Source organism: Micrococcaceae bacterium Sec5.7 (assembly GCA_039636785.1).
GTDB lineage: Bacteria > Actinomycetota > Actinomycetes > Actinomycetales > Micrococcaceae > Arthrobacter.
On sequence record CP144169.1, the window covers coordinates 184,010 to 205,979 of the forward strand.

Sequence of the window (21,970 nt, forward strand, 5' to 3'; positions counted from 1 at the left end):
ATGCCCGGTGTGTCTGGTGGACACACCGGGCATTTCCGGCGGTAACAGGTGGAACGTCAGGCTACATTGTTCTCGTAGTCCGTGTCCTTGGTTTCCCGCGTGATCCACAGTGCGATGAACGTCAGGACCGCGGCTGCAGCCATGTATACGCCCACCAGCCAGGTGCTGCCGTCGCCGACCTGCCACAGCGCAATAGCAATGAACGACGCCGGGGCGGCGCCGATCACGCTGGACAGGTTGTACGCCACGGCGGAACCGGTGTAGCGGACATTTGCCGGAAACAGTTCCGGCAGGATCGCGGCCATGGGCCCGAATGTCAGGCCCATCAGCGTGAAGCCGACAATGAGACCGACGATTGCTGCGATCTGGCCCGGACCGAACATGGTGAACCACAGCAGTCCGAACACAAAGATCCCTGCGGTGACGGCCAACAGGAACTTCCGGCGGCCCCATTTCTCCGCCAGAGGTCCCGACACAAGGGTGAAGATGCCGAAGAACACAACGCCTAAAATCAGCATCCAAAGGAAGTCGCCCCGCGCAACGCCCAGACCGGGAACGAAGTCGGCGATTTCCGCAGCTGACATGGGCTTCCCTGCCTTGGTGGCTGCCGCCTGCGCCGCTTCCACACTGGCAGGCTTGGTGCCGTACGTCAGTGTGAAGGAGGTCATGACGTAGAACAGGACGTACGTTGCAAACATGATGAATGTGCCAGCCACGACGGTGCGCCAGTGACCCTTGAATGTGGCCGCAAATGGCATCTTTGCAACCTTGTCCTCTTTGAGCACCTTCTGGAAAGACAGGCTCTCCACGAGCTTCAGCCGCACATAAAGTCCCACAATCACCAGGATGGCGCTGAGCAGGAACGGGACACGCCAGCCCCATGCGAGGAATTCCTCCGGCGTCACGGCGAAGTTCAGCCAGATGAACAGCAGGTTTGCCAGAATGAAGCCGATCGGTGCGCCAAGCTGCGGGAACGTGCCGTAGATGGCCCGTTTGCCCTCGGGTGCATTTTCCGTGGCCAGGAGGGCCGCTCCTGACCATTCGCCACCGAGGGCGAGGCCCTGCGCGAAGCGGAGGACCACCAGCATGAGGGGCGCGAAGACTGCCCATCCCGGGACTGATGCGGTGGGCAACAGCCCGATAACGAACGTGGCAAGACCCATTGTGAGCAGTGAGGCCACCAAAGTGCCCTTGCGGCCGAATTTGTCGCCGAAGTGGCCGAAGAGGACAGATCCTATGGGCCTGGCCACAAACGCCACACCAAAGATGGCAAAGGAGCTCAACAGTGCGTTGATGTCCGTTGCCTGCGGGAAGAACAGCTTCGGGAAGACGAGCACCGACGCTGTGGCGTAGATGTAGAAGTCATAGAACTCGATCGTCGTTCCGATGAGGCTGGCAAAGATCACTTTGCCCTTGGAGTTCACCGGCTTGACTGACCCATGCTCCGTTGAGGTTGCAGTGGATGACATGTAGGAACGCTTTCATGAGGACCGGACGGGCACTGGTGGAAACGGCCCGGCTTGGAAATACCTAGAGTTCGATATTAGTTCCGTCCGTCCATTGAATGGACAAAATGTCCACCATTCGGACACTCTTGGTTGTCTCAGGACCGGAACCGCCGCTCCGGTCTCACACCGTCACAAAGGCGCCGATAGGCAAACTTCACAGCACGTTAACAAAGCGCGACTGTCCACGAAACGCGCCTTCCCTACCTTTAGAGGACAACATCCCCCAAAGGAGGTACACCGTGACTGTTGACCGCACCGCAGATGCCGGATCCGGCATTTCCCCGGAACTTGACGCCGAGCCGTGGCACGGAAGTGTTGCCACTTCGTCCGGCGCACAGCCCGGCACCACCCGCACCGTTGATGCCCCCGCCCTTGAAATCCGCCCTGGCCGATGGATCGCCAACTGGGATGCCGAGAACAAGGAGCAGTGGGAGTCCAAAGGCCGCTCCATTGCCAAGCGCAACCTGTACTGGTCCATCTTTGCCGAATTCCTCGGCTTCGTCGTCTGGCAGCTGTGGTCCATCGTGGTGGTCCAGCTGCCCTCAGCAGGATTCAAATTCAGCACCTCGGACATCTTCTGGCTGATCTCCATGCCCAGCCTCGTGGGTGCCACCCTGCGCATCCCCTACACGTTCATGGTCCCCCGCTTCGGCGGACGCAACTGGACCATCGTTTCAGCCATGCTGCTCCTCATTCCCTCGGTGGGCCTGGCCATGTGTGTCTCGAACCCGGAGACACCGTTCGGCGTCATGCTGTTCGTGGCAGCCCTGGCCGGCTTCGGCGGCGGCAACTTCGCCAGCTCCATGGCCAACATCACCTTCTTCTACCCGGCCCGCGAAAAGGGCTGGGCCCTGGGCCTGAACGCCGCCGGCGGTAACCTCGGTGCCGCCGTCGCACAGCTTGCGGTTCCCATTGCCATCACCCTCCTGGCTGCCGGCGCGGTAAACCTGCCCATGGCAGGTCTCATGTGGGTCCCGCTCATCCTGCTCGCAGCGTTCGGCGCCTACAAATACATGGACAACCTCACCAGCGCCAGGGGTGACGTGGCCGGCTCCCTCGCCGCGCTGAAGGAACCGCACCTTTGGATCATGGCGCTGCTGTACATCGGCACCTTCGGTTCGTTCATCGGCTTCGCCGGAGTCTTCCCCAAGCTCATCAAGGACTACTTCCCCGCTTTCTCCTCCATCGGGGTGGGCACCGTGGCCCTGTCGCTGGCCTTCCTTGGCCCCCTGGTCGGTTCCCTGGCCCGCCCCTACGGCGGACGCATGGCGGACCGGATGGGCGGAGCGCGCATGACCGTCGCCGCGTTCGCCTCCATGGCCGCCATCACCCTGACCATGATCTGGACCCTCCCCCTGAAGAACTTCTGGCTCTTCCTGGTCCTGTTCCTGTTCCTCTTCACCGCCAGCGGCTTCGGAAACGGTGCCACCTACCGGATGATCCCGGTCATCTTCGCCACCTCCAGCCGGGCAGCACGCTCCGGCGCCAGCACGGTGGCCACCCAGCGCCTGGCATCCTCGGCGCTCGGCCTTATCTCGGCAATCGGCGCCTACGGCGGGTTCGTTATCCCGCAGGTGCTGAACGCCTCCAACACTGCAACCGGATCCTATACTCCGGCGTTCTACGGCTTCGTCGGGGCATACGTCCTGATGCTGGTTGTCTGCTGGGCCTGCTACATCCGCAACGCAAACCGAAACGCGATGGGACACGTCTAACATGACCAAAGGCGCCGACACGCACTGCCCTTACTGCGCTCTGCAGTGCGCCATGACGCTCAAGTCCCCAGCGGCTCTGACCCCGGCTGTCCAGCCGGGGTCAGAGCCCGTGCCGGCTCCACCCGTCCTGGAAGTCAGCGGAAGGGACTTTCCCACCAACCGCGGCGGGCTGTGCCGCAAGGGCTGGACGTCAGCGTCCCTCCTGAGCCACCCGGGACGCGTCACCGAACCCATGTTGAAGGGGTCCGACGGCGTCCACCGCCCCGTCAGCTGGGATGACGCCCTGAAGCTCATCACGGCAGCGGTCAAGGAAACCCGAGCCCGCTTCGGTGCGGACGCCGTGGGGGTATTCGGCGGCGGCGGCCTGACCAATGAGAAGGCCTACCAGCTGGGCAAGTTCGCCCGTCTGGCCCTCGGCACGTCCCGGATCGACTACAACGGCCGGTTCTGCATGTCCTCCGCGGCCGCAGCCGGCATGCGCGCGTTCGGTCTGGACCGCGGCCTGCCGTTCCCGCTGGAGGACCTCGACGCCGCCAGTACCATCATGATGCTCGGCTCCAACGTCGCCGAGACCATGCCCCCGTTCGTGCAGCATCTCCAGGGAGCGCGCGACCCCGGCGGGCTGATTGTGGTGGATCCCCGCCGTTCCGCCACGGCGGCGTTTACGTCCGACGGCGGCGGCATCCACCTCCAGCCCCTGCCGGGCACCGACCTCGCCCTCCTGCTGGGCCTGTCCCACGTGGTGATCCATGAGGGCCTGGCCGACACGGACTTCATTCAGGCGCGCACCAGCGGATACGACGCCCTGGTCCGCAGCGTCAACGCTTTCTGGCCGGAACGCGTGCAGTCCCTCACGGGTGTACCCGCAGAGCTGATCCGCGAGACGGCCCGCAGGCTGGCCGACGGCGCCACGAAGGGCGGAACCTACATCCTCACGGGCCGCGGCGTGGAACAACACGTGGACGGAACGGACACCGCCACCGCCGCCATCAACCTGAGCCTGCTGCTGGGCCTGCCGGGCTCGGTGCGCAGCGGCTACGGCACGCTCACCGGCCAGGGCAACGGCCAGGGCGGCCGCGAACACGGCCAGAAGGCCGACCAGCTCCCGGGCTACCGCAAGATCACAGACCCCGCGGCCCGGGCCCATATGGCCACGGTGTGGGGCGTGCCGGAGTCGCTGATCCCCGGTCCCGGGGTCCCCGCCGTCGAGCTTCTCAAGTCGATGGGACAGCCCGACGGCGTCCGTTGCCTCTTTGTGCACGGCGCCAATGTGGCAGTTTCCGCCCCCGACGCCGGATCGGTCATTGAAGGGCTGCGCAGCCTGGACTTCCTGGTGGTCTGCGATTTCTTCATGTCCGAGACAGCCGGCGAGGCTGATCTGGTGCTTCCTGTCGCCCAGTGGGCCGAGGAAGAGGGCACCATGACCAACCTCGAGGGACGCGTGCTCCGCAGGCGCCGCGCCCTGGCCCCGCCGCCGGGCGTACGCAGTGAGCTGTGGATCATGACCCGCCTCGCCGAAGCGCTGGACGCACCCTCCACCTTCAGCGACGATCCGGAAACGGTATTCGAGGAGCTGCGGCTGGCTTCTTCCGGAGGATTGGCGGACTACTCGGGCATCGACTACGCGATGCTGGACCGGGGCGAGGCTGCGTACTGGCCGTACCCCGCCGGCAGCACGGGCACGCCCCGGCTGTTCCTGGACCGCTTTGCGCACTCCGACGGCAGGGCCGCCTTCACAGCGGTGGTCCCCCGCCGCCGTCGGACTTCTTCTGCTTTCGCGGAAAGCATCGGGGCAAAGCCGATGACGCTTATCACCGGCCGCCTGATGGAGCACTACCAGTCCGGCGCCCAGACCCGCCGGGTGTCGGAACTAATGTCTTCCCAGCCTGAGGCCAGGCTGCAGATCCACCCGGCCGCAGCGGCCGCCAAGGGAATCGCTGACGGGGACTTTGTTTCGGTGTCCAACGAACGCGGCGAAGTGACGTGCCGCGCCGAGCTGAGCACCGATATCCGGCCCGAGACCGTGTTCCTGCCGTTCCATTTCCCGGAGCTGGAGAGCGCCAACCGCCTCACCGAGGCAGCCACGGACCCCATTTCCGGGATGCCCGAGTTCAAGACCAGCCGGGTGTGGGTACGGCCGGCCACCGCTGATTCCGAGTCCACTCTGTCCCGGACCGGCGTTCTTCAAGCCCAGGAGGCCTCATGAGTGAGCGGATTGTTGTTGTCGGTTTCGGCCCGGTGGCCGCAAGGCTGGTGGACGAGCTGCTGCCGGCCGTGCGCGACGGGCTGGCTCACCTGACCGTGATCGGCGAGGAGACTGACGCCGCGTACAACCGCGTGCTGGTGGCCGACGTCGGCGTGGGACGCACCACTCCGGCGGCTTTGGCGTTGTCCGATGCCGCTGCACTAATAGCCGACGGCGTGGACGTCCGGCTGGGCGTCCGGGTGCGCCGGGTGGACCGCGCCAGGCAGCAGGTTGTCCTCACAGACGGCACCTCCCCCGGGTACGACCGGCTCGTGTTTGCCACCGGCTCCCGTCCGGTGATCCCCAACCTCACGGGCCTAAACCCGGACCCGGCCGCACCCGTGCTGCCTGCCGGTGTGACCGCTTTGCGGGACCTGCGCGACGCCGAGGTCCTCCGCCGTGCCGTTTCCGGCGGCAAGCGCGTGGTGGTGCTGGGCGGCGGTGTGCTTGGACTTGAAACGGCCCTGGCCGCAGCAGAGGAAGGCGCCACCGTGACCGTCGTCCACAACGGACCGCACCCGCTGGGCCGGAACATCGACCGCGGCGGGGGCGCCGTGCTCGCGGCTAGCCTGCGCAACTGCGGCGTGCGCATGGCCGGCAACGCCCGCTCCACCGGTGTGGAGCACAATGCGTCCGACGGCGGCTTCTCGGCACTGCTTCTCGACGACGGTTGCGCGATCGACGGCGACCTGCTGGTGCTGTCCTGCGGCGTCCGCCCCCGGACCGAATTGGCCGCTGGCTGCGGGCTGTCCACCGCGACGGGCATCCTGGTGGACCACCGGCTGCGCGCCCACCACGAACCGCATATCTTTGCCATCGGCGACTGCGCCGAGGTCCGTTGCCCGGATCCGGAGTGCGTCGAGTGCCGCACGGCGCGCGGCCCCTCCGGGCTTGTGGGCCCGGGGTGGCGGCAGGCCGAATGGCTCGGCGAGTACCTCACTTTGTTGGCTGAGGCTTCACCGGAGGCTGACTCGCTGCCGGCGCTTGAAGCCGAGAAGCCCGGCGTGATCGTCCTCAAGGCCCGCGGCATGAACATGGCCGTGGCCGGAGACAACACCGCAGAACCATGGGATGAAGAAGCTTTGATGGCCGGAGCAGTAAACGGCCGTCCCCGGCTCCAGATCGCCCAGTGGGCCGACCCGGAGCACGGCCGCTACGTCAAAATGACTACCCGCGGCGGGGTGCTGGAAGGCCTGGTCACTGTCGGGATGCCGCGGACGGCGGCGGAGCTGGTGCAGTTGTTCGAGCGCGGCGCCGAGCTCCCCGCGGACCGTTCGCTGTTGCTGCGCCTGGACGGTCCGGACCAGCCGGGTGCTCGTGCCGTTGCGCAGGATCCTGAGAGCACGGTGTGCCGTTGCGCGGGAGTCAGCGGCGTCAAAATTGCCGCTGCCGTGGTTGACGGGTGCTCTTCGGTTTCGGAGGTTTCCAAGGCCACCCGCGCCGGAACCGGCTGCGGCGGCTGCCACTCCGACATCAAGGGCCTCATCGAAAAACACTTCCAGGCGGCAACCGCCGCCTGAGGTGCACTCCCGAAAAAATCGGAAGGGCCGTCGATGGGATCCACAGCGCCGGCACGGACCAGCGAGCTCCGGTACTACGGTTGCGTTTAGTGAGCTGGATGTCGGCGTAATGCTTCTGTGCAGGGGACTTCGGACACCAAGTGTCCATAGCGGCCTGCACAACTCCCGTACTTTCAGGGCAGCCCGTGCAGACGACTTCGGAAACTGACAAACGAACCGGTTTGTTTGTAGTGGAAACGACCGATATCTTTAGTCCTCATCATTCAGTGCCTAGATGTCGGGGCGTACGCGCTACGGACAGTGTCTAAGACGTACTTTGATGTCGCTCTGCACGCTTACGAGCAGACCGGGAATCGTGATCGACTCGAGATGCTCCTTACCTTGGAAGCGGACTCGATTGCCGGGCCGGCGATGCCCGAGCATATCGCCTGCAAGCAACGCTGATATTGCCCGGGGTCTGTGGAGTACCTCGGCCATAGGATGAGGCATGAGCAAGTGGACGAAGCGCGTCATAGGGGCAGTTGGCTACTTGGTAATGTGCTGGGCGTCGTACCAACTGCTGGGATGGCTTGGGATTCTCTTCCTCGTGGGGGCTGGAGCGCTTGGCGGCGTCGCAACGATCTTTATCAACCGGAAGGTGAGGAAAGATGAGCAAGTGGCGCAATTCCGAAATAGCCGGGATCCTTTCAACGCCCGCGATGAAGGATTTCACCCCGAACCCTAGGCCCGGCCACCTGCTCCGTGGGGGCCGCCGGCGTTCCGTCGCCGCGAGTGTCCCAATGCGAGGGCCAGTTGGTGCCTTAGGTGCTCGATCTCTGCGGACAGCTCGCGGTTCCGTTCCAGAGACGCGTTGAGGCGGGCGCGGAGGGACTCCGTGCTGGCGCTGCTTCGGCTTGCTCTGGGTTGTTGTGGGCGGTCGTCGCGCAGTCCGATGATGTCCGCGCGCAGGTCGGCCTGGGTGTAGAGCCAGGACCTCGATACTCCGGCGGTAGCAGCTACCGCGTCGAAGGTGACGGGGGCGCCCTTTTTCTGTAGTTCACGCAGCGCCGCCACGGCTTTGGAACGGGTGAGCTCGTGCCGGCGCTCCGCGGCCAGCCGGATGTGGCGGCTGTTATCTGCCCGCACGGTTGTCCTCCTCCTGGACGTGGTTGGGACCTGCATGCGTTTCGTTGTCGAGTGTTTCAATGATGCGGTCCAGGTTGGTCAGCACCCGGGTGTTCATTTCCGCCAGCCGCTGTTGGCCGCGGGCTTCGGCGGCGGAGATGATCTGTACGACCTGGGTCCGGTGTTCGCGGTGTTGCGGGAGGAAGTCGGCCGTGGTGATGAACATGGGGCAGGTCAGGCAGGCGTTGGCGTGCGGGCAGGTCTTCTGCACCGGGAGACCGCAGTAGCCGTTGGGGAGCGCCTGGGTGGCTCGGCCGAGGCGCTGTTTGGCCCAGGCGGCCTCGGCGAGCGGCCCGTCCGGATCGAGTTCGACGACGCTGCCGGATGCGTTGACTTTCCGGGCGGCTTCCCAGTGCCGTCGGATGCTTGTATCGCTGAGTCTGGCGTAGTGCGCGGTCATCTGGTGGGAGTCGTGGTCCAGGATCCGGCGTACGACCTCCTGCGGGACATCGAGGTTAATCAGTCTCGTGCCGAGGGTGTGACGGAAACGGTGCGGGCTTACGACAGCCGGGTTGCCGTTGTCGTCGGTGACATCGCAGTGCCTGACCCATCGTCGAAGGGCGGTGCTGTATGAGTTTGCGCTGATGTGTCCGGCGCCGTAAACGTCCACCCGGTCATGGGCGAAAAGCAGATGTGTCCCGGAGTTGCCCGTGCCGTTGACGTAGCTGATTTGCTCGGCGATGGCCCGTTCAAGTTCCTCATCGATGGGTACGAGCGCCTCGCGCTTCATCTTGTGGTTCAGATACCGCACATACGGGGCGCCGTCCTTGTCCCGGGTGATGCAGTCCTGCCGCAGGGCCACGGTGTCGCTGATCCGCAGCCCGCACCGGATCAGAATCAAGGTGATCAGCCGGTGATGCGGGCTGGCCATTTTGGCGAGATTTGCCGGGTGTTCCAGCTGGGCCATGACGTGTTCGCTCAGTGCCCGGGGTTGCCGGGCTGTCTCTTTGGGATAGTCCTCGGTGTAGATCTGGGCGGTGCTGGGCAGATCGGTGACCCATCCGTGCCGGCGCATGGTGAGCAGGAAGGTGTTGAACTGGCCGATCCGGGTCCGGTGCGAAACCGTCCCGGCGCTGTGGGTGTGCAGGTATGCCAGGAACCCTTCGATTACCTCCCTGTCAATGTCGGCGGTGCCGGTGACCGAGATCCTCGTTGAATCCAGAAAGGCGTTGAAGTTCTCCACGGCCTTGGTTCCCAGTACCGCGGACTCAACCGTCAATCCGGTCGTCAGCCGCCAGCGGGCCCAGCGCTTGGCCAGCTGCTTCAACCAGGGCCGGGTGATGTTTTCGAAGTGGACGGTTACGTGGCTGCGGGCGGCGATACCGAGGGACCTGGCATGCCAGACATCCTTGGGATACTCGTTCTCCCACGGCGCGGCGCCCGCCCCGGCCTTCCCCATGGGCCTCGTCCGGAGCGGCGGCTGGTCGATGCTGCTGTCCGCGCCGGGGGTCGTTGCCGGGTCGTTTCGTGTGGGCACGGGATGCAGGGTAGTCATATCGTCACCGTCCTGGTGGCGAACCAGCCCGCATCGGCCAGTGCGCGGCGGGCATCATCGCTGGAGATATGGGCGTACGTTTTGACCGTAGTCGTGAGGCTGGCGTGGCCCAACAGTTTGGAGACGACCTCTATTGGGACTTTCTCGCGCAGCATCCGGGTGGCATAGGTGTGCCGGAACCAGTGCGGCTCGAACCCGATGCCCGTCTGGTGCCGGAGCCGCCGCACGAGATCGTGCACTGCGGCGTAAGTCATTGCCCGCCCGTAGGGCCGGCCCCACAGGTTGACGAAGACGTAGTCGCAATCCAGGTCACCGTACTCAGCATCAAGATAGTCGGCATACAAACGGATCAGTTCCGCGGTGACCGGAACCGTGCGCGAATGGGGCGATTTCGCGCGTGCACCGTTGATGTTGTCCCGCCGGCTTATGGTGATTTCCCGTTCGGCGACGGCGATGTCCTCATGCCGGAGGCCCAGGGCTTCACCGATCCGGATGCCGGCGTCATGGAGGAGTGCGAAGAGCAGTCGGTCCCGGAGGTGTTCGCACGAATCCAGAATGCTTTGGACATCGTTCGGGGCCAGGAGGCGGGGAATCCTGGCAGTGGTCGGAAGCTTCACCGTCCTCCGCTGCTTGGCGGTTCCCTTGCTGATGTGGTGCAGGAAGGGTTTCCATCCTCCCTGGCGGGCGGAGGGGTCCCAGCAGGTGATCAGCTCGCCAAGGTCAAGGCCGTGGCGGGCGGCATGCTGATAGAAGATGGACACGGTTGAAAGCTTGCGGTTCACCGTTGCCTCGCCGCAATGGTGCCCAATGGCCGGAAGAACTGAAAAGACCTGGCCACGCATGTCCGGTGGACGCCGCAGCCATCGGATGAACGCTCCGACGTCTTCGAGCTTCACCGACTTCCAGTCGTGTCCGAATTCGTCCAGGAAAACGAACCAGTCCTTCAAATCGTGGGCATGGGCCTTGATCGTGTTCGGTGACCGCTCGGTCTCGGCCAAATAACGCAGATACCGCTCCGCCGGTTCCACCACGCCGGTCACGCCGATCAGCGTGAAAGACACCGCATCGCTTGCCGGATCCAATACCTTCGTTACCCGCATCGCCGCTCCCGTCAGTTGCCTCATGGACGGACAAGACGCTAACCCATCCACAACGAAGCAACCGGATCCCCAAACCCTCGTGGGCTACATGACGGACGGGCGCAGCAGGACTAAAGATATCGGTCATTTTCGGGACGCATGTTGTCGGCGTCAATTTGCATTGCCAGCCGGTCGAGGGTTGAGAGACACCATCCCACGGGAGGGCCAGCCGAACAGGAGGTAAGCCCGGAAACGGAAAGCAGCACCACCCATTGTTCGATACGGGCGGCGACGCAATTCTGCGCATTAGGAAAGTACTTGACGAAATGGAAAGTACTTTCCTATACTCATGGAATCAACCACCAACAGTGAGAGGCCCCTTCATGGACGAGACAACGGCCAGCCCGTCGCCAGCACAGGCGCAAGCGCTTCTGGCCAGAGCCGATTCGATCGGCGCCACATCGACCAACGCTGCGGCTTGGCCCGTGGCCATGATCTTCACCAGCCTGGCGATCCTGGGTTCCATGCTGATGATCGGAATGCAACTCGTTTCACACACCGGGTACGGCGCGCCGCTGCTGGCCACGTCTGTGGGCGTTTGGGCCGCCGCGACTGCAAGCATCTGGCCCATGTTCCAGAGGTCGACCAAAGCCGGGTACACGAAGCGGTTCCTGACATCCCTGGTCGCCTACTTCGTCCTGTACGGGGTTGCGCTGGGCGTGGGAGTCAGCCTCTTCCGCGACGGCAACCTGTGGTTCTATATACCCGCCGCCATCGTCTTGGGCGGCGTCGGCCTGGCCGCAGCCTTCCGCGAACTGCGCGCATGAGCACTGCCCCGGATCATCCCCGTCACAAGCTCAATGAGCTCATCCACGCACCGGTCCGCTTTTCCATCATGGCAGCACTGGCTGGTGCGGAATCTCTGGACTTCAAGGACCTCCGCGACGCCATCCAGGTCAGCGATTCCGTACTCAGCAAGCAACTGTCCGTATTGGAAAAAGCCGGCTACGTGAAGATTAAGAAGAGTTTCGCCGGGAAAATGCCGCGAACGTCGGCGAGCTTGACCGCGGACGGACGCGAGGCCTGGACTGGACACCTGCAGACCCTGCGGGACATTGCGGGCGGCTAGTCCTCTATACATTCCCACAAATATGACGCCATAGACATGGCTGGGACTGCTCCGGCTGCACTTCATTCCTTGACCTGGGACTGCTGGTTGGGAGTGCCAATTTCGCAGTCAAAATCGGCGGTTCCGGACCATACGCCACGGACCAACTGCCATCTCTTGTGGAGCAGTCGCGGCATGAACGCCAACAAGAACCGCCATTCCAGACTGCGAATTAACCGCCAACGAAGCTGACAGCCACGGTCGCTTGGACGGCTGCGCGCATATGCGTGGCCACGATGTGTGAACCATCGCCGTTCCGGCACCGAGCCGTATGCCTGCGAGCCAGATACCCCCTTGCCGCGCCGTCGCGTTCGGGCACCGCGTTTGGGGCCGGTCTAGGGGGCATGGTCAAGGTAAGGCTCTCAGCGGAGGTTTTGGTCGCCTGGGCAAGACTTCGGCGCCGGGGCTCCGGCAGCGTGAGCACCACCGCGTGCGCTGCCGGCCCCTGCTTCCCGATCCGTCCTGATACTGCGGCGGACCAGACCATTCATCGTTATTAAAATGTGACTTTCCCCGTCCCCTACGGTACTCTTTCGTAGTCGTGCCCCCGTGAGTTCACGGGCACACCGGGGCATCATGCCGAACTCTGCCGCTGCCCCGGTTCCGTTCACCTCAGGCAGAGGCGGGGAACCAAATGCGGGATTTCATGGAAAACCCTTGGGGTTAAGCCCGCAGTTACCGGACCAGGTCCGGCACTGCGACCGGATGTCTCTCACCCGAACCCAGCAGCTAACCTCGCAGGCATCGAGAGAGAGGTTCTTGCATGTCGTCTCAATCTAACCAGCCGCAGCGTGGCCGTCGTCGGGAAGCCCCCGTTGACGAACGGCCTGCCACGCAGCATGGCCGCCGTCGGGAAGCCCCCGTTGACGAACGGCCTGCCACGCAGCATGGCCGCCGCCGGGAAGCCCCCGTTGACGAACGGCCTGCCACGCAGCATGGCCGCCGCCGGGAAGCCCACGTTAACGAACGGCCTGCCTTCAGGCATTTGCGAGGCACATCATTCGTCAGCGGGTCCGGCAGCCAAAAAGCCGTCGTCCTCACCGCCACCGCCGGAATTCTGCTCAGCTTGGGTCTGGCGGCTCAGCCGCTGATTTCCGACGGCGTGAGCGCCACGGCCGCGCCGGCACCCGAGGACGTGAGTGTCGCCGTTACGTCAGCATTCGGCGCTGCAGGTGCAGGTGCTGCGGCCATCAGCGCCCCTGCGGATGCTTCCCTCCCGTTCAGCCGCCCCAGCGTAGGGCCGCTCACCCCGAAATCGTCCCCTGGAACCGGCCCGGCACCGACCATGCCACCGTCGGCACAACGGACGACACAACCGACCAACCCACCGTCGGCACAACCGACGACACAACCGACCAACCCACCGTCGGCACAACCGACGACACAACCGACCAACCCACCGTCGGCACAACCGACGACACAACCGACCAACCCACCGTCGGCGCAACCGACGACACAACCGACCAACCCAACGTCGACGGTAGAACCCGGACCAGGCCGAAGCGATCCACCAGCTGACCCAGATCGGAATCCCCGCGATGCCGACCGCCCGCAAAACCAGGGCCAACATGAAGACCGCTGAAACTGGTCCTGAAAGTGCGCGTCAACGAAACCGTTGCTAAGGCCCTCGCAGTCCAAGCAATCGCCAACGTCGCGGCCGGCGACGTCGAACGGCGGAACGAGAGCGTCTAAGATGAGCAACGCCATCGAGGGCTAAAAAATGACAGCCGCCAATACCACTCAGGCCGGGCCCATCACAGTCAGAACCCGTCACCGGAATCAAGACAAGTCAAAACGCCGCCGAGATGGTTTTTGACAGCGTAAACACACGGACGGGATTGTCTGCCGCAGTCGGGACAACCGACGTCTGCGCACGGACCATTTCTCACGCGCGGATGAACAGGACAAGCGGTTCCGGAAGATCAGGAAGCCTCACATGTGGACGTGCAGGCGCCGCGCGGCCTCGGAGATGGAACCGCTCAGCGACGGGTACACCGTGAATGTGCTGGCGACGTCGTCGACGTGCAGTTTATGGGTGACGGCAATGGCGATCGCGAAGATCAACTCGGACGCGTTCGGGCCCACCACCACTCCGCCGATCACCGTGCCCGAACCCTTGCGGGCGAAGATCTTGACGAAGCCGTCCTTGTGGTTGCGCATCTTGGCGCGGGCGTTGCTGCGCAGCGACAGCTTGACCACGTCGCCCTGGTACTTGCCGGACTCGATCTCCGCTTCGGAGACGCCCACCGAGGCGATCTCCGGCGAAGTGAAGATGTTGGAGGCCACCTGGTGTAGCTTGAGCGGCATGACGCCGTCTCCCATGAAGTGCGCCACGGCGATCCGGCCCTGCATCGCCGCAACGGATGCGAGGGCGAGGACGCCGGTGCAGTCGCCGGCAGCGTAGATGTTCGAAGTGGTGGTGCGCGAGACGCCGTCCACCTTGATGTGGCCGCTCTCGGTGAGCGCCACTCCGGCCTCCTCCAGCCCGATCCCGTCAGTGTTGGGGATGGACCCGACGCAGACCAGGCAGTGGCTGCCGGTGACCTTCGTGCCGTCGCCCAGGGTGACCACCACGCCGTCGTCCGTGCGTTCAACGGCTTCGGCCCGTGCGCGGGACAGCACGGTGACGCCGCGGCGCTCGAAGACCTCTTCCAGCACCTGGGCGGCGTCCGTGTCGGAGCCGGGCAGCACTCGGTCGCGGCTGGAGATGAGGGTGACCTTGGCGCCCAGGCCGTTGTAGGCGGAGGCGAACTCGGCCCCGGTGACGCCGGAACCCACCACGATCAGGTCTTCCGGCAGTTCATCGAGGTCGTAAATCTGGGCCCAGTTCAGGATGCGGACGCCGTCCGGCCTCGCGGTGGGCAGTTCGCGCGGGTGGGCGCCGACCGCCAGGAGGATCGCGTCAGCCTCGACGGTCTCGGTGCCGTCGGCCGTCAGAACCTCGATGGTGTGGTTGTCCAACATCTTGCCAGAGCCGATGAGGATCCGGACCCGCTGGTTTTCGAGGCCCATTTGGATGTCATTGGATTGCTGACGGGCAAGCCCCAGCAGCCTGTCATTGATGTGCTTGAGGTCCGCACGCATCACCGGTACGAAGTCACCGCCATCGACGTCGAACTTGACGCCCAGCTCTCCCGCCTCACCGACGCGGGTCATCAGATCCGCCGTCGCGATCAGCGTTTTGGAGGGTACGACGTCGGTCAGCACCGCGGAGCCTCCGAGGCCGGCGCGTTCGATGATGGTGACCTGCGCCCCCAGGGAAGCGGCAACCATAGCGGCTTCATATCCGCCCGGGCCTCCGCCGAGGATCGCGATGCGGGGTGAGCTGAAATCAGGATGCGTAGTCACAATCAACCATTCTCGCTTATCGGTGACTGCACCACCAATACGGCTGCCCTGCATCCGGGCCGGTTTTGCCATGACTTTGGACTCACTTTGCGCTGTGCAGGACGGCACGGGCACGATAACTTGTACCAGTGAGTAATACAGAACTTCTGAACACTGATCCCTTCGAGGCCGCACGTGCAGCCGCCGACTTCATTGCGGCCGAGACCGGCGTCGAATCCCACGATGTTGCCCTGGTGCTCGGCTCCGGTTGGGGCGAGGCTGCTGACCTGATCGGCGAAACCACCGCAACCCTGACAGCGTCCGAGGTTCCGGGCTTCCACGCCCCGGCAGTGGAGGGCCACGTTGGCACCATCCGTTCGGTGCTGACCAAGCAAGGCAAGCGCGCACTCGTTCTCGGCGCACGCACCCACTACTACGAAGGAAAAGGCGTCCGCGCGGTTGTCCACGGCGTGCGCACCGCCGCGGCTGCAGGCTGCAAAACCCTGGTGGTCACCAACGGCTGTGGCGGCCTCAATGAAGCCTGGACTCCGGGCACCCCGGTGCTGATCAGCGATCACATCAACCTCACCGCGGCCTCCCCGCTCGAAGGCGCAACGTTCGTTGACCTGACAGACCTGTACTCGTCACGCATCCGCGGCCTGGCACGCGAAGTGGACCCGTCCCTGGAGGAAGGCGTCTATGCCCAGTTCACCGGCCCGCACTATGAAACCCCGGCCGAGGTGCAGTACGCCAAGCGGATCGGCGCCGATCTTGTCGGCATGTCCACGGCGCTGGAGGCCATCGCCGGACGCCACGCGGGTATGGAAGTATTCGGCATTTCGCTGGTAACCAACCTGGCCGCCGGCATCAGCCCGGTACCGTTGAGCCACCAGGAAGTGCTCGAAGCCGGCCAGTCTGCCGGCCCTCGAATCTCCAAGCTGCTTGCGGAAATCATCGCCAGACTTTAGTCCAACGCGGGGTCACTTACGGCCCATTCCGATGCCCGAGATGGGCCGTAAGTGACCCCGCGTTGCTCTTAGCTGGAAATCAGAGCCGGACCCCCATGAGCTGTTTGACCGTGCTGCCTTTGGCCTCCGGGAAGCGGCGTTCAATCGTATGGGCAATCCCGGCCACCGTCTGCCGCGACAGCTCGGTGCGCCACGCGAGTTCAGCGTGGCGCATGGTCTGCGAAATCAGGCACGTGCGCGCGTAATCCTCGTCCATATCGCCGCCCGGACCGTTCTTCAGGATGCCCTCGCACCGGAAGGCCACCTCGGTGCCTTCGATGGCCAGCACCACATCCAGGACGGAGATCCTGTCCGCCTTCCTGGCAAGCTGGAAACCACCCCTGGGTCCGGAGACCGAGGACAGTATTCCTGCCCGCACCAGCGCCTGCAGCTGCTTGTTGAGATAGGCCGCCGGCAATTTATAGAACTCGGCCAGGCGCGCACTGCTGACCGCCTCACCCACTGGTGCCCAGGACATATTGACGCAGCTGTGCAGCGCCCACTCGACACCCTGATTCATCTTCATATTCGCGACAATACTTGTCCAGAAAAAATGCTGTCAAGGACTTCCGGAGAATCCCGTCCCGCTGCCGGCCGCCGCACGGACGCAGCATTCAATGTCCGAACTGTGACCGGATCGATTGCTTGTCGGGCAAGGCTTCGCGCCGCTTTGGCGCTAGTTTTGTTCCTATGACGTCTTCCGATGCCGATTTTCAGCTGTACAGCGACGCCCGCGAATGGGCCGCTCAGGACCCTGATCCCGCAACTTCCGCCTCGTTGACGGAGCTGATCCGGCTGTCAGTGAACGGTGTTCCGGCCGCGCGCCAGGAACTGGGGGACAGCTTCAGCGGCACGCTGCAGTTCGGCACGGCCGGGCTGCGCGCTGCGCTGGGACCCGGCCCGAGCCGCATGAACCGCGTCGTGGTGCGCCGCGCCGCCGCGGGCCTGGCTGACTTCCTGACCGGCGCCGTGGGTGAGGTTTCCCCCGGGACCAGGCCCCGCGCCGTCGTCGGCTATGACGCCCGCTACAACTCCGATATTTTTGCCGAGGAAACAGCGGCGATCTTCACCGCCGCCGGGATCGAAACGTTCCTGATGCCGCAGGCGCTGCCCACTCCCCTGCTGGCCTACGCGGTCCGGGCGCTGGAATGCGACGGCGGCGTAATGGTCACAGCCAGCCACAACCCTCCGCAGGACAACGGGTACAAGGTCTACCTCGGCCGTCACGCCGTGGAGGAAAGCGGCCGCGGCGCGCAGATCGTGGCACCCTACGATGCGCGGATCGCAGCCAAAATCGACGGGGTGGGCACTCTGGATTCCATCAGCCTGGCAGCGGATGGCTGGACAGTGCTTGAGCAGAGCATTGCCAGGGACTACGAAAACTCAACGGCAGCATTGGCTGTGCCCGCGCATTTCCCTGCCCGCGATCTCAAAATCGTGTTGACGCCCATGCACGGCGTGGGTGGGGAAACGGCGGTGTCCGTCCTGACGGCGGCAGGATTCACCGACGTCACGCTGGTGGCCGAGCAGGCAGAGCCGGACCCGGACTTCCCCACCGTGAACTTCCCCAACCCGGAAGAACCCGGAGCCCTGGACCTGGCGCTGGAAACGGCTGTCCGCGTTGACGCCGACATTGTGCTGGCCAACGATCCGGATGCCGACCGTGCCGCCGTGGCAGCGAAGGATCCGGACACCGGCGCGTGGCGGATGCTCCGCGGCGATGAGGTGGGGGCGCTGCTGGGCGCCCACGTTGTGGCACGGCTTGCCGCCGGCGGGGAGGAAACGCCCGACGGCGTGTTCGCCAATTCAATTGTGTCCTCACGGCTGCTGTCACGCATCGCAGCTGCTGCCGGACTTGCGCACGAGGAAACCCTGACGGGTTTCAAATGGATTTCCCGTGTCCCCGGGCTGCTCTACGGCTATGAGGAAGCCCTGGGCTACTGCGTGGCGCCTGAGCTGGTGCGGGACAAGGACGGTATTTCCGCGGCCGTCCTGATCGCAGAGCTGGCTGCAGCCGCCAAGGCGCACGGCAAGACCATCTTCGACACCCTGGACGAGCTCTACCTGGTCCACGGCCTGCACGCGAGCGATCAGCTGAGCATCCGGGTCGGGGACCTGGGCCTGCTGGATGCCATGATGGACCGTCTGCGCGTCAACCCGCCGGAATCGTTTGGCGGATCCGCCGTCGAATCCTTCATCGATCTGGCAGAAGGCAGCGGGCAGCTGCCGCCGACCGACGGCCTGCTGTACCTGACAAGGGATGCCAGCCGGGTCATCATCCGCCCCAGCGGCACCGAACCCAAGCTCAAGTGCTACCTCGAGGTGATCCGCAGCGTGGGATCCGCCGCGGAACTCCCCGAAGCCCGGCAGGCTGCGCGTGCCGCCCTTGATCTGGTGCTGGGCGACGTCCGCGAGGCCCTGGGTCTGTAGGCCCTCGGCTGTAGGGCCCGTGGGTTCTCGCCCCGGCGGTTACTGCGGGTTTTAGAGCTCAACCTCCACGTAGCCGGCTTCAACCCGGGTGCTGAACGTGGCCAGTGTGAGTTCCGGCGTTCCAAAGCACTGCCCTGTTTCGAGGTCGTAGACCTCTTTGTGGAGGGGCGACGCGATGGTGGGGCGGGTGCCGCGTGAGCCGATGATGCCGCGGGCCATCACGTTGGCTCCGGTGGCCGGATCCTCATGGGCCACGGCGAAGACCTCACCGGGTGCGGTGCGGAATAGTGCCACCTGGCGGCCGGCAATGAGCGCCGCCTCACCCCAGGCAAGTTCCAGTGCATCCACGGCGCAGACGCGGTGCCAGGCCGTGCCGAATCCGGTGGCCAGTTCCTCAAGTTCCAGTGTTGCCGTCATGTCGGCTCCTCTCCCTGTGCCTGCTTGGGCCACCTGTGCGGCCATAGAACCAAGCTAGGGCGCAGGTGTTACAAGGGCGTGCAGTCAATGTGTCCGGCGCGTAAAAGAGAACTCACCTGTCCGGAAACGTGTTCGTGATGCAGAAGTTAAGTTCACGAAACAAAAGGGAAACTGAAGCGAAACTGCAGTTGCCTAGTCTGAATGGACAAGCTGCAGAGCACCGTCTGCGGCCCATGCGAAAGGCCCACCAGTGACCTCACAGTCTTCAACCACAGAGAACCAGCGCCGCATCGTCGTCGCCGGCGGCGGTCCGGCAGCCCACCGCTTCGCCGACGCCATGCACACCCGCGGCCTCGAAGGCTGGCAGGTCACTGTCCTGACGGAGGAAGCACACCTTCCTTATGACCGCGTTGCGCTCAGCAAGGCGCTCACCGACAACGCCGTTGATCTCACTCTTGGAAACGCATCCATGTGGGACCACAGCGCCCTCACGTTGAAGACCGGCGAGCGCGTGGTCAAGATCAATGCCGCCGGCAAGACCGTGGAGACGGCCGCGGGCAACAGCTACGAGTACGACCATCTAGTGGTGGCCACCGGCTCAGACGCCGCCCGGCTCCCCATCCCCGGGGCCGAACTCACCCACGTTTACCGCACCCTCGAAGATGTCTGGTCCATCAACAGGGCCATCGCAGGACTGACGGAAAAACTCGGACGCAAGGTCAACGCCGTCACCATAGGCGGCGGGCTGCTGGGCCTCGAGTCCGCTGCCGGCACCGAGCAGCTCGGCGCAACCCCCATCGTCATCAACGGCTCGCCCTGGCTCATGAACACCCAGCTGGACGAAGGCGCCGGGCAGGCCCTGGGCCGCCTCATCGAATCCAAGGGCTTTGAGGTCCATGGCGGGGTGTTCCCGTCCGAGGTCCTTTCCGACGACGACGGCCAGGTCACCGGTGTGCTGATGGCTGACGGCCGCACCATCCCCGCCGACCTGGTGATTGTGGCAATCGGCGTCAAGCCTCGCGATGAACTCTTCCGCGCGGCCGAAGGCGAGGAAGCACTCTTTGATCTCGGCCCCCGCGGCGGTGTGGTTATTTCCGACGCCTGTGAAACGAAGGTCACCGGCATCTGGGCAATCGGCGAGGTGGCCAACTTCGGCGGCATGTGCCTTGGCCTGGTTGCGCCGGCCAACACCATGGCCGAGATTGTGGCCGACCGCCTGCACGGCGGCGGGGCAACGTTCCCGGGCTTCGACACCGCCACCAAGCTCAAACTGTCCGGCGTAGACGTTGCCAGCTTCGGCGACGCCTTCGCCAAGACCGAGCACTCCCTTGAAATCGTCTACGCCGACCCCGCCCGGGGCGTTTACCAGAAGATCGTCACCACCGATGATGCCAAGACGCTCCTGGGCGGCGTCTTCGTGGGCGATGCTTCCCCCTACATGACGCTGCGCCCCATCCTGGGCCGCGAGCTCAGCGCCGAACCCGGCGCTTACCTGACCGCGGCCGGCGGCGGTGACGCCCCCGACACCGAGCTTCCGGATGACGCCATCCTGTGTTCCTGCAACAACGTGGCGGCAGGCAGTATCCGCGACGCCATCAACGGCTGCGGCGCCTGCGATGGCAGCGAGCCGGTGCAGGAACTCGGCGAGCTCAAGGGCTGCACCCGTGCAGGAACCCAGTGCGGATCCTGCGTCCCCATGCTGAAGAAACTCCTGGAAGGCGAGCTGACCAAGTCCGGAATCACCGTATCCAAGGCTCTCTGCGAACACATCAGCCTCTCCCGGCAGGAACTCTTCGATGCCATCCGCGTGCTGGGCCTGACGTCCTTCGAGGAAATCATGGCCAAGTACGGCACCGGCGCCGGCTGCGATATCTGCAAGCCCACCATCGCCTCCATCCTGGCCAGCCAGAACAGCGCCTACGTGCTCGACGCCGGCCGCGGCACCCTTCAGGACACCAACGACCGCGCCTTGGCAAACATGCAGAAGGACGGCACCTACTCAGTGGTCCCGCGGATCGCCGGCGGTGAGATCACGCCGAAGAAACTGGGCGTGATTGCCGCGGTCGCCGAAAAATACGGCCTCTACACGAAGATCACCGGTGGCCAGCGGATCGACATGTTCGGTGCCCGGCTGGAACAGCTTCCGGAAATCTGGAAGGAACTGGTGGAGGAAGGCTTCGAATCGGGCCAGGCGTATGGCAAGAGCCTGCGCACCGTGAAGTCCTGTGTCGGTTCCACCTGGTGCCGCTTCGGCGTCCAGGATGCCGTGGCCATGGCCATCAACCTGGAGCTCCGCTACCGCGGGCTGCGCAGCCCGCACAAACTCAAGATGGGCGTCTCCGGCTGTGCCCGTGAATGCGCCGAGGCCCGCGGCAAGGACGTGGGCGTGATCGCCACGGACAAGGGCTGGAACCTGTATGTGGGCGGCAACGGCGGCTTCCAGCCGGCACACGCCCAGCTGCTGGCCCAGGACCTGGACGATCAGACCCTGCTGAAGTACATCGACCGCTACCTGATGTACTACATCCGCACCGCGGACCGCCTGCAGCGCACCGCGCGCTGGCAGGAAGAGCTCGACGGCGGCCTGAAGCACGTTGAGGACGTGGTGGTGAAGGACTCCCTGGGCATCGCCGAGGAACTCGAAGCCGCCATGGAAAAGCACGTGGACACCTACGAGGACGAATGGGCCGCAACGCTCAAGGACCCGGAACGCCTTCGCCGGTTCCGCTCGTTCGTCAATGCACCGGACCAGAAGGACGATTCCATTTCCTTCGTCCCGGAGCGGGGCCAGATCCGTCCGGCCACTTCTGAAGAAAAAGGCAAAGTGCTGATCGGAGCCTCCATCCCGGTCCGTCCGTCCACCCCGGATTCCGCTGTTGAAAATGAGGTATAGCC

17 protein-coding genes and 1 riboswitch are annotated in these 21,970 nt (G+C 64.5%); of the genes, 9 read left to right on the forward strand and 8 right to left on the reverse strand.

Features of this window, described 5'->3' with window-relative positions; translation table 11 throughout:
• Nucleotides 1–56: 56 nt before the first annotated feature.
• Nucleotides 57–1,469, reverse strand: coding sequence for an MFS transporter (locus V3C33_00805; GenBank protein XAS67910.1), 1,413 nt, complete (start codon nt 1,467–1,469; stop codon nt 57–59).
• Between the two features lie 278 nt (nt 1,470–1,747).
• Between V3C33_00805 and V3C33_00810 the strand changes: the two genes are divergently transcribed.
• The 4 genes from V3C33_00810 (at nt 1,748) to V3C33_00825 (ending at nt 7,712) form a co-directional block, all read left to right on the forward strand.
• On the forward strand, nt 1,748–3,223 hold the full coding sequence (locus tag V3C33_00810; GenBank protein ID XAS67911.1) for an MFS transporter: 1,476 nt from the start codon (nt 1,748–1,750) through the stop codon (nt 3,221–3,223).
• Nucleotide 3,224: 1 nt separating this feature from the next.
• Complete coding sequence (locus V3C33_00815; protein XAS67912.1) at nt 3,225–5,429, forward strand: molybdopterin oxidoreductase family protein; 2,205 nt, start codon at nt 3,225–3,227, stop codon at nt 5,427–5,429.
• On the forward strand, nt 5,426–6,988 hold the full coding sequence (locus V3C33_00820; protein XAS67913.1) for an FAD-dependent oxidoreductase: 1,563 nt from the start codon (nt 5,426–5,428) through the stop codon (nt 6,986–6,988). The genes V3C33_00815 and V3C33_00820 overlap by 4 nt, the downstream gene beginning before the upstream one ends.
• Nucleotides 6,989–7,475: 487 nt before the next feature.
• Nucleotides 7,476–7,712 carry a hypothetical protein gene (locus V3C33_00825; protein ID XAS67914.1) on the forward strand — a complete coding sequence of 79 codons (237 nt, stop codon included), beginning with the start codon at nt 7,476–7,478 and terminating at the stop codon, nt 7,710–7,712.
• Here the strand turns inward: V3C33_00825 and V3C33_00830 are convergent.
• From V3C33_00830 to V3C33_00840, 3 genes are read right to left on the reverse strand one after another with little or no spacing between them, the layout of a single operon-like run.
• On the reverse strand, nt 7,709–8,113 hold the full coding sequence (locus V3C33_00830; GenBank protein ID XAS67915.1) for a DUF6262 family protein: 405 nt from the start codon (nt 8,111–8,113) through the stop codon (nt 7,709–7,711). The two genes, V3C33_00825 and V3C33_00830, sit on opposite strands and share 4 nt — an antisense overlap.
• A complete protein-coding gene (locus tag V3C33_00835; GenBank protein ID XAS67916.1) occupies nt 8,100–9,647 on the reverse strand; it encodes a tyrosine-type recombinase/integrase in 1,548 nt (515 codons plus the stop codon). The genes V3C33_00830 and V3C33_00835 overlap by 14 nt, the downstream gene beginning before the upstream one ends.
• On the reverse strand, nt 9,644–10,771 hold the full coding sequence (locus tag V3C33_00840) for a tyrosine-type recombinase/integrase (protein ID XAS67917.1): 1,128 nt from the start codon (nt 10,769–10,771) through the stop codon (nt 9,644–9,646). The genes V3C33_00835 and V3C33_00840 overlap by 4 nt, the downstream gene beginning before the upstream one ends.
• Before the next feature lie 338 nt (nt 10,772–11,109).
• Between V3C33_00840 and V3C33_00845 the strand changes: the two genes are divergently transcribed.
• Both V3C33_00845 and V3C33_00850 read left to right on the forward strand, forming a co-directional pair.
• Nucleotides 11,110–11,553, forward strand: coding sequence for a hypothetical protein (locus V3C33_00845; protein ID XAS67918.1), 444 nt, complete (start codon nt 11,110–11,112; stop codon nt 11,551–11,553).
• Nucleotides 11,550–11,855 (forward strand): transcriptional regulator, encoded by a 306-nt coding sequence (locus V3C33_00850; protein ID XAS67919.1) that lies wholly within the window; start codon nt 11,550–11,552, stop codon nt 11,853–11,855. The genes V3C33_00845 and V3C33_00850 overlap by 4 nt, the downstream gene beginning before the upstream one ends.
• A gap of 606 nt (nt 11,856–12,461) precedes the next feature.
• Nucleotides 12,462–12,654: riboswitch (cyclic di-AMP (ydaO/yuaA leader) on the forward strand.
• Nucleotides 12,655–12,974: 320 nt separating this feature from the next.
• Here the strand turns inward: V3C33_00850 and V3C33_00855 are convergent.
• Both V3C33_00855 and V3C33_00860 read right to left on the reverse strand, forming a co-directional pair.
• Nucleotides 12,975–13,142 (reverse strand): hypothetical protein, encoded by a 168-nt coding sequence (locus V3C33_00855; protein ID XAS67920.1) that lies wholly within the window; start codon nt 13,140–13,142, stop codon nt 12,975–12,977.
• A 684-nt stretch (nt 13,143–13,826) separates the two neighbouring features.
• Nucleotides 13,827–15,242 (reverse strand): NAD(P)H-quinone dehydrogenase, encoded by a 1,416-nt coding sequence (locus tag V3C33_00860; protein ID XAS67921.1) that lies wholly within the window; start codon nt 15,240–15,242, stop codon nt 13,827–13,829.
• Nucleotides 15,243–15,370: 128 nt separating this feature from the next.
• On the opposite strand from V3C33_00860, the gene V3C33_00865 reads away from it, so the two are divergent.
• Nucleotides 15,371–16,189, forward strand: a complete 819-nt coding sequence (locus tag V3C33_00865) for a purine-nucleoside phosphorylase (protein ID XAS67922.1) — start codon at nt 15,371–15,373, stop codon at nt 16,187–16,189.
• Between the two features lie 79 nt (nt 16,190–16,268).
• On the opposite strand, the gene V3C33_00870 is transcribed toward V3C33_00865, so the two are convergent.
• Nucleotides 16,269–16,754 (reverse strand): Rrf2 family transcriptional regulator, encoded by a 486-nt coding sequence (locus tag V3C33_00870; GenBank protein XAS67923.1) that lies wholly within the window; start codon nt 16,752–16,754, stop codon nt 16,269–16,271.
• A 164-nt stretch (nt 16,755–16,918) separates the two neighbouring features.
• On the opposite strand from V3C33_00870, the gene V3C33_00875 reads away from it, so the two are divergent.
• Nucleotides 16,919–18,658 (forward strand): phospho-sugar mutase, encoded by a 1,740-nt coding sequence (locus V3C33_00875; GenBank protein ID XAS67924.1) that lies wholly within the window; start codon nt 16,919–16,921, stop codon nt 18,656–18,658.
• Between the two features lie 51 nt (nt 18,659–18,709).
• Here V3C33_00875 and nirD read toward each other — a convergent pair whose 3' ends face one another.
• The gene (gene nirD / locus V3C33_00880) at nt 18,710–19,075 is read right to left on the reverse strand and encodes a nitrite reductase small subunit NirD (protein ID XAS67925.1); all 366 of its coding nucleotides are present in this window, start codon (nt 19,073–19,075) and stop codon (nt 18,710–18,712) included.
• Nucleotides 19,076–19,325: 250 nt separating this feature from the next.
• Between nirD and nirB the strand changes: the two genes are divergently transcribed.
• Nucleotides 19,326–21,968, forward strand: coding sequence for a nitrite reductase large subunit NirB (gene nirB, locus V3C33_00885; protein XAS67926.1), 2,643 nt, complete (start codon nt 19,326–19,328; stop codon nt 21,966–21,968).
• Nucleotides 21,969–21,970: the final 2 nt, after the last annotated feature.